Here is a 6,266-nt window from a genome sequence, read left to right as displayed (position 1 = left end):
ATATGGACAGCAGTATCTAAGCAGACACTGGTACTTGTTCGACAATAATACTGGAGCGATGAAAACAAGTTTTCAACGTATTTCCAATCAAAATAAGACGGTCTATTATAACGGCAGCGGTCAAATGCAATATGGACAGCAGTATCTAAGCAGACACTGGTACTTGTTCGACAATAATACTGGAGCAATGAAAACAGGTTTTCAGCACATTTCCAATCAAAACAAGACAGTCTATTATAACGGCAGCGGTCAAATACAATATGGACAACAGTATTTAAGCAGACATTGGTACTTATTCGATGGAAGAAGTGGGGCAATGAAAACAAATTTTCAACGTATTTCCAATCAGAACAAGACAGTCTATTATAATGGCAGCGGTCAAATGCAGTATGGACAGCAGTATATAAATAAACATTGGTATTTATTTGATAGCAGCACCGGGGCAGTTCAAGTCGGTTTTTGTTATATAGTTAATCAGCATAAAGTTGTTTATTATAACAACAGTGGTCAGATGTTATATGGTTCACAGGCAATTGACGGGGTACGGTATTACTTTAAACTCGGAACCGGCGAACTGACAGGGGGAAAATCTCTGGCAGAGCGAGCGATTAAGTGGTTTTACGAGCGTGAAGGGCGCATCACGTATTCGATGATGGGCTCACGTAATGGTAATGACGGGACTGCTGATTGTTCAGGATCTGTGACTCAAGCTTTATGGACTGCTGGATTAGGAACACCCGCAGCTTCGGCACGAAGATGGGGCGGTTATAATACTGACAGCCTGCACAGTTATCTTACGAGCAATGGTTTTAAGCTTGTTGCAGAGAATCACCCGATAAATGTTCAGCGTGGTGACGTGATTATATGGGGCAAGAAGGGTTCAAGCAGTGGTGGTGCCGGTCATACTGGGATCATTTCATCGCCTGGTTATATGGGCTCAGCCAATACAACAGCCAAGTTTATTTCGACTTGTTATTGGACAAATGGACAGCGCAACACTGCTATCCAGGATCTGTCATACTACAGTTATTGGTTGTATGATGACAAACCATATTATTATGTATATCGTCATGCATGACATCTTGATTGGATTAAGAAATTAACTTTAGAGACAAGGGACTAGGTCAATTGTGACCTAGTCCCTTGTTTTGTCTCTGTTTTATATGAATTAACGATTTTGAACAGTCAGTTTGTCTGTTTAGGCATGAATGATTCATAGTCAAGCTTGGGCAGTATTTGTAATTTACAGTTAAAACGCAAATTTAGCGAACTATTTATATACTAACTGGGCTTAATCTAAGAGCATTTTAGTTCTACGAATATGGATCTTTTCATACATGAACTATTTAACCTTTTGTTGAGCCCATTTAGCGGAATATTGCTTACCAGCTGTAAGATCGTATTGAATCAGCAGATAGTCATGCAGCAGGTTTTTTTGTTTCTTTGAAAGTGATTTTTTTTGAATAATTTTGTTAGCTTGGGAAACAAAGATATTGTAGCTTTTGTTTTTTTCACCATCAAAGGATGGGTTAGTATTCATTGCTGGCAAATCAGTAGAAACTCTAGTCAGTAAAGCATAATATGGTGAGACTTTGTTATTGCCGGCTGCTAGAGATAACGCAGAAAATTGATAAGGACTGGCAATGTTTTGTTTTAGGTTTATGGCTTCTTGATTGCTATAGATAAAGTAGTCAGTTTGATGAAGCTGTAATCCGTACCTGCTCATACTGTCACCAGAATACAAACCTGGCAAATGGTCTCCGTACCATACCAGAGTGACTGGCCGATCAATTTTATTAATTTTGCGAATAAATGATCTTAGAGCCCAATCAGTATAGTTTAGCCCTTGCGAATAGGTCTGCAATTTTTGCTTGTCAGCAGCATCGACAGCTGAACCAGATATTTTATATTTGCTAGAAGTGTAAAAATCATTATATGGCTGATGATTCTGCATAGTTGTTAGTTGAATAAAAGTTGAACCTTTACGATACTTTTTAGCTTGTTTGATAGTTTCATTGTATGCGGAACGATCTGAAATTAAGGTGCTGTTGTCTAGTTTTTGCGTGTAAGTCAGTTTATTTTTGCTGCCAACATAATAAAACTTTTGAAATCCAAATTTTTTAAAAACATTGATCCGATTGTAAAAAGTTGCAGTAAATGGATGAATCGCAATTTTATTCTTAAAAAGGTCAGTGAAAGCTGGAGCACTCTTTTGCTGCGGAACAATTTGATAGTAAGGCAGACTTAAGGTAGATGAAAGATTACTGTAGGATAAACCTGTTAAAGACTGCCATTCCAGGTTGGCGGTTCCACCGCCGTAGCCAGTACTCAGCATTAAGCCTGAAGATGTCTGCTTTTTTAAACTTGTGAGATAAGGAATAGGATTGGGACTGACTTTTAAATTCGGCACACGGTTGGGATCGCTGTAACTTTCACTTAGAACGAAAATAATAGTTTGGTTGTCCAGACTGTTTTTGCGTGTTTTATTGATTTCATGCGCTTGAGCGGTATACTTTTTTGTCAGTTGTGTGATCTTGTTTTTTGAATAACCAGATGGCTCTGTCATAATTGAAGGGCTTAAGCCGCTGAAAAATTGAAGAACTGGTCCATTCAACTGTGCATTACGTGTTGCATCCCATGCAATATTCTGAACTGAAAAAGCTCCTTGGATAATTGCCGAGACAGAGCTTTTGTCACTGATACCAAGCGAGAAAAACAGGATAATTCCAGAAAAGACAAGTGTTAGCAATCTTTTACGCCAGCTGTGAAATCTGTTGTGATAAATTCGTTCAAATTTTAAGGTAATCAAAATACTGGATATAGTTAGGACTACAAGTAATGCAATAATACTATAAAGAGCAAAATTACCGATCATTTTTGCAAGTTCATCGATTGAGGTAATCATTGAAAGATCGGCTGGCAGGATTGGTTCATTACGCATTTTTATCTTCAAATATTCTGAAATGGAGATAAAGATTGAAATACCTGTCGTAATGAATAGAGAATAAATATAGCGATTGATCAAGGCATAGAGTGCAATAAATAGTGTGAGGAAGATAAGTATGTTTAAAAGTATTTGATTTTGTGAAGTGACCAATGTTTGTTTGAGTAAATTGAACGTGAAACGATTTGTAGCAAGTGCAACACTCCAAAACTGAATAAAAGTTAGGGCAGTACCCCATAAAAATGATAGTATAAGACGCCGATTATTTGTTAGTAGTTTCTTCGCAAAAGTGGCAAAACGATAAACGTCACTGAGTCTTTGAGGTGAAACCTGTCGAAGCCTTTTACTGATCAAAGGCATGCGTGTCAAACGATTGAACAGCAGTGTGAGGCATATAATAATTATTAGGATTACAGCGGTGTTGGTTATTAATTCTGTGAGCCAAGAAATTAAACTGAGTTTGTTTGCGATCGTAAAATTCGTTTTTAAGCGATAATTGAAAATGGGGAGTGAGGTAAAAATTACTGCAGTAAAAATCATCCATGAAGAATAGTGCTCTTGCTTGGTACTAGAAGCGCTACTTTCGATCCCTTTTTTCAAGAGGTTAAAAAGACAAAGGCTAATTACAAATGGGAGCAAGGCATAGCTTGAAAACAGACGGCTACTGAGGTTTGTGGGTGACTGACTGATTGGTGCAATTTTTAAGAAAAGAGCCAAGGAAAGAAGCGACAGTAGAAAAAGCCCGGTGTATTTAAAAAAATGTTTTTTCGAAGAAATATAATTATCTGAAAAATAATTTCCCAAAACAAATAAAAATCCCGTCCATATGAGACTGCTTCCGGAATTAATTCCCCAAAGGGGTTTATTAAAGATAAAAGGCATAACAACGAAGAACCATGTTAAGAGCAAGATAAGTGAGTTCTTCTGCGTAGCAGATAGTGAATCTAGATAAACGGAAATTTTATGTCCAAGAACATACCAAATTAACAAGGAGGCTGCAAGGGGGAAGTCGTTATGACTAAGCGGGAAAAAAAGCAGCCACACATCGCGTGCAGCAAAACTCTTAAATAGCAAAAGTGCCAACAGTACACCACTTATTCCGATTGAGAGAAAAATAAAGCCTATCTTACCTAATTTTTTAATTGGATTGCGATTCTTTCGTGCCAGTGCTCCCATGTAGAGAGGTATCAAGTTAATGGAGGCACTGCTGAAAATAAGGAGAAACCAATATAGCAAATAGCGGTAGGGTTGATCTCCAATGAGCGGCGGTGTTGCTGCAGATGTTAGTATCTGGTTAAGAATAAACAAGATAGAAATTGTGAACGGTATCATATTCTTATACGGTCGAACGAGCTTCAGCATTGAGACATACACTTCCTAACGTACGATTAGTTTAAACTATATATCCATCTATTTTAGCACATGACTCGTACTGGTTTGCATTAAATGCTCAATATTTAGTGGTGGACTGCACCCCTATTTTCTTAAGGTAATATTCATATTGTTTGGATGCAAATCGATGTTTTCAGTTAACTATAATTTATGGAAAAAGTATGGTCGTTGTAGATAACGTTTTCTTTATTCCAAGACAAATTAATTCATTTTAATAGTTGATATAGTATACTTAAATAAAATGATTAAAAAGTTACATAATTTTTGCGATGTAAATTCAAAAAGACAAATAAATTGATTAAAAATAAATATTGTGTAAAACTTAAATTATTATGATAGCGCATACATAATAATACTTAAGTTTTATGTCTATAAAGAGCAGTGTCTAACTTGTAGGAGGGATTTTTGATGAATAATTCATATGTAATGGCAATTGATGAAGGAACCACTAGTACACGAGCAATTATATTCGATCATGATGGGAAAAAAGTGGCTGATTCACAGAAAGAATTTACGCAATTTTTCCCACATCCGGGATGGGTAGAACATAATGCAAATGAAATTTGGAATGCAGTGCTGTCTACAATTGCTACAGCATTTATTGATTCTGGAATTCACCCGAACCAAATAGAAGGAATTGGAATTACCAACCAGCGTGAAACAACCGTTGTTTGGGAAAAGAAAACGGGTCTCCCAATTTATAATGCGGTAGTTTGGCAATCCCGTCAGACAAGTCCTTTGGCCGAAAAGTTAAAAAATGAAGGACAAGCAGAAATGATTCATCAAAAAACAGGATTGGTCGTTGATGCTTACTTTTCAGCAACTAAAGTAAGATGGATATTAGACCAGGTACCGGGAGCACAAGAAAGGGCCGAAAGAGGGGAATTGTTATTCGGGACGATTGATACATGGCTCGTTTGGAAGTTAACAGGAGGAGACGTACATGTTACTGATTATACGAATGCCTGTCGGACGATGTTGTTCAATATTCATGAACTGGATTGGGATCAAGAGATCCTGAATCTTTTGAACATTCCACGATTGATGCTGCCAAAGGTAAAGGAAAATTCAGAAATATACGGTAAAACAAAAGAATACCACTTTTATGGGAGTTCAATTCCGATTGCAGGGATGGCAGGTGATCAGCAGGCTGCATTGTTTGGACAATTGGCGTTAAAAAAAGGAATGGTAAAAAATACCTATGGCACTGGATCATTTATTGTGATGAATACAGGTTCAGATTTGACTCTCTCACAAAATGATCTGTTGACGACGATTGGATATTCTATCAATGGAAAAGTTACGTATGCGCTTGAGGGTTCGGTGTTTGTTTCGGGATCTGCCATGCAGTGGCTGCGAGACAGTATGAAGATGCTGCGTTCAGCGCCTGAATCAGAAGAGGCTGCGCTTTCTTCTCAGAGCCGTGATGAGGTTTATGTTGTACCAGCTTTTACTGGACTGGGTGCACCTTATTGGGATAGCGAAGCTCGGGGAGCGGTTTTTGGACTAACTCGAGGAACAACACGCGAGGATTTTATCAAGGCTACTTTGCAAGCGCTATCTTATCAAACAAGAGATGTTGTTGATACGATGAACAAAGATACAGGGCTTAATATTCCAGCGCTGAGAGTTGACGGAGGCGCAGCTAATAATAATTATTTAATGCAATTTCAGGCAGATTTGCTGAATATTCCGATAGAAAGAGCTAAGGATCTTGAGACAACTGCCTTGGGTGCTGCCTTTTTGGCTGGACTTGCTGTCGGTTTTTGGAAAAACACAGATGAACTGCAGAAGATTTTTGAAGTAGGCAGAACTTTTGAACCTGAAATGGGACAAAAGAAACGTGAGAATTTATATACAGGCTGGAAGAGTGCAGTCAAAGCGACCCAAATGTTCAAGTTTAGACCAGAAGATGAGGATGATTAGGAAG

General features: G+C 37.9%; 3 protein-coding genes. 2 read left to right on the top strand and 1 reads right to left on the bottom strand.

From position 1 onward, the window contains the following. Nucleotides 1–1,078, top strand: a 1,078-nt coding sequence (locus tag FD20_RS10120) for a peptidoglycan amidohydrolase family protein (RefSeq protein ID WP_275453078.1), incomplete at its 5' end; no start/stop codon positions are given. Between the two features lie 264 nt (nucleotides 1,079–1,342). On the opposite strand, the gene FD20_RS10115 is transcribed toward FD20_RS10120, so the two are convergent. After that, nucleotides 1,343–4,306, bottom strand: a complete 2,964-nt coding sequence (locus FD20_RS10115) for an LTA synthase family protein (RefSeq protein WP_057738271.1) — start codon at nucleotides 4,304–4,306, stop codon at nucleotides 1,343–1,345. A gap of 438 nt (nucleotides 4,307–4,744) precedes the next feature. On the opposite strand from FD20_RS10115, the gene glpK reads away from it, so the two are divergent. Then, nucleotides 4,745–6,262 (top strand): glycerol kinase GlpK, encoded by a 1,518-nt coding sequence (gene glpK / locus FD20_RS10110; RefSeq protein ID WP_057738269.1) that lies wholly within the window; start codon nucleotides 4,745–4,747, stop codon nucleotides 6,260–6,262. Nucleotides 6,263–6,266: the final 4 nt, after the last annotated feature.

The organism is Liquorilactobacillus uvarum DSM 19971 (assembly GCF_001434935.1).
Classification (GTDB): domain Bacteria; phylum Bacillota; class Bacilli; order Lactobacillales; family Lactobacillaceae; genus Liquorilactobacillus; species Liquorilactobacillus uvarum.
The sequence above is the reverse complement of the archived record's forward strand: the minus strand, read 5'-3'. Positions and strand labels throughout refer to the sequence as shown.

Excerpts from the sequence above, each read along its gene's own strand:
- FD20_RS10115 (WP_057738271.1), bottom strand. The coding sequence starts at position 4,306 with ATGCTGAAGCTCGTTCGACCGTATAAGAATATGATACCGTTCACAATT.
- glpK (WP_057738269.1), top strand. The coding sequence starts at position 4,745 with ATGAATAATTCATATGTAATGGCAATTGATGAAGGAACCACTAGTACA.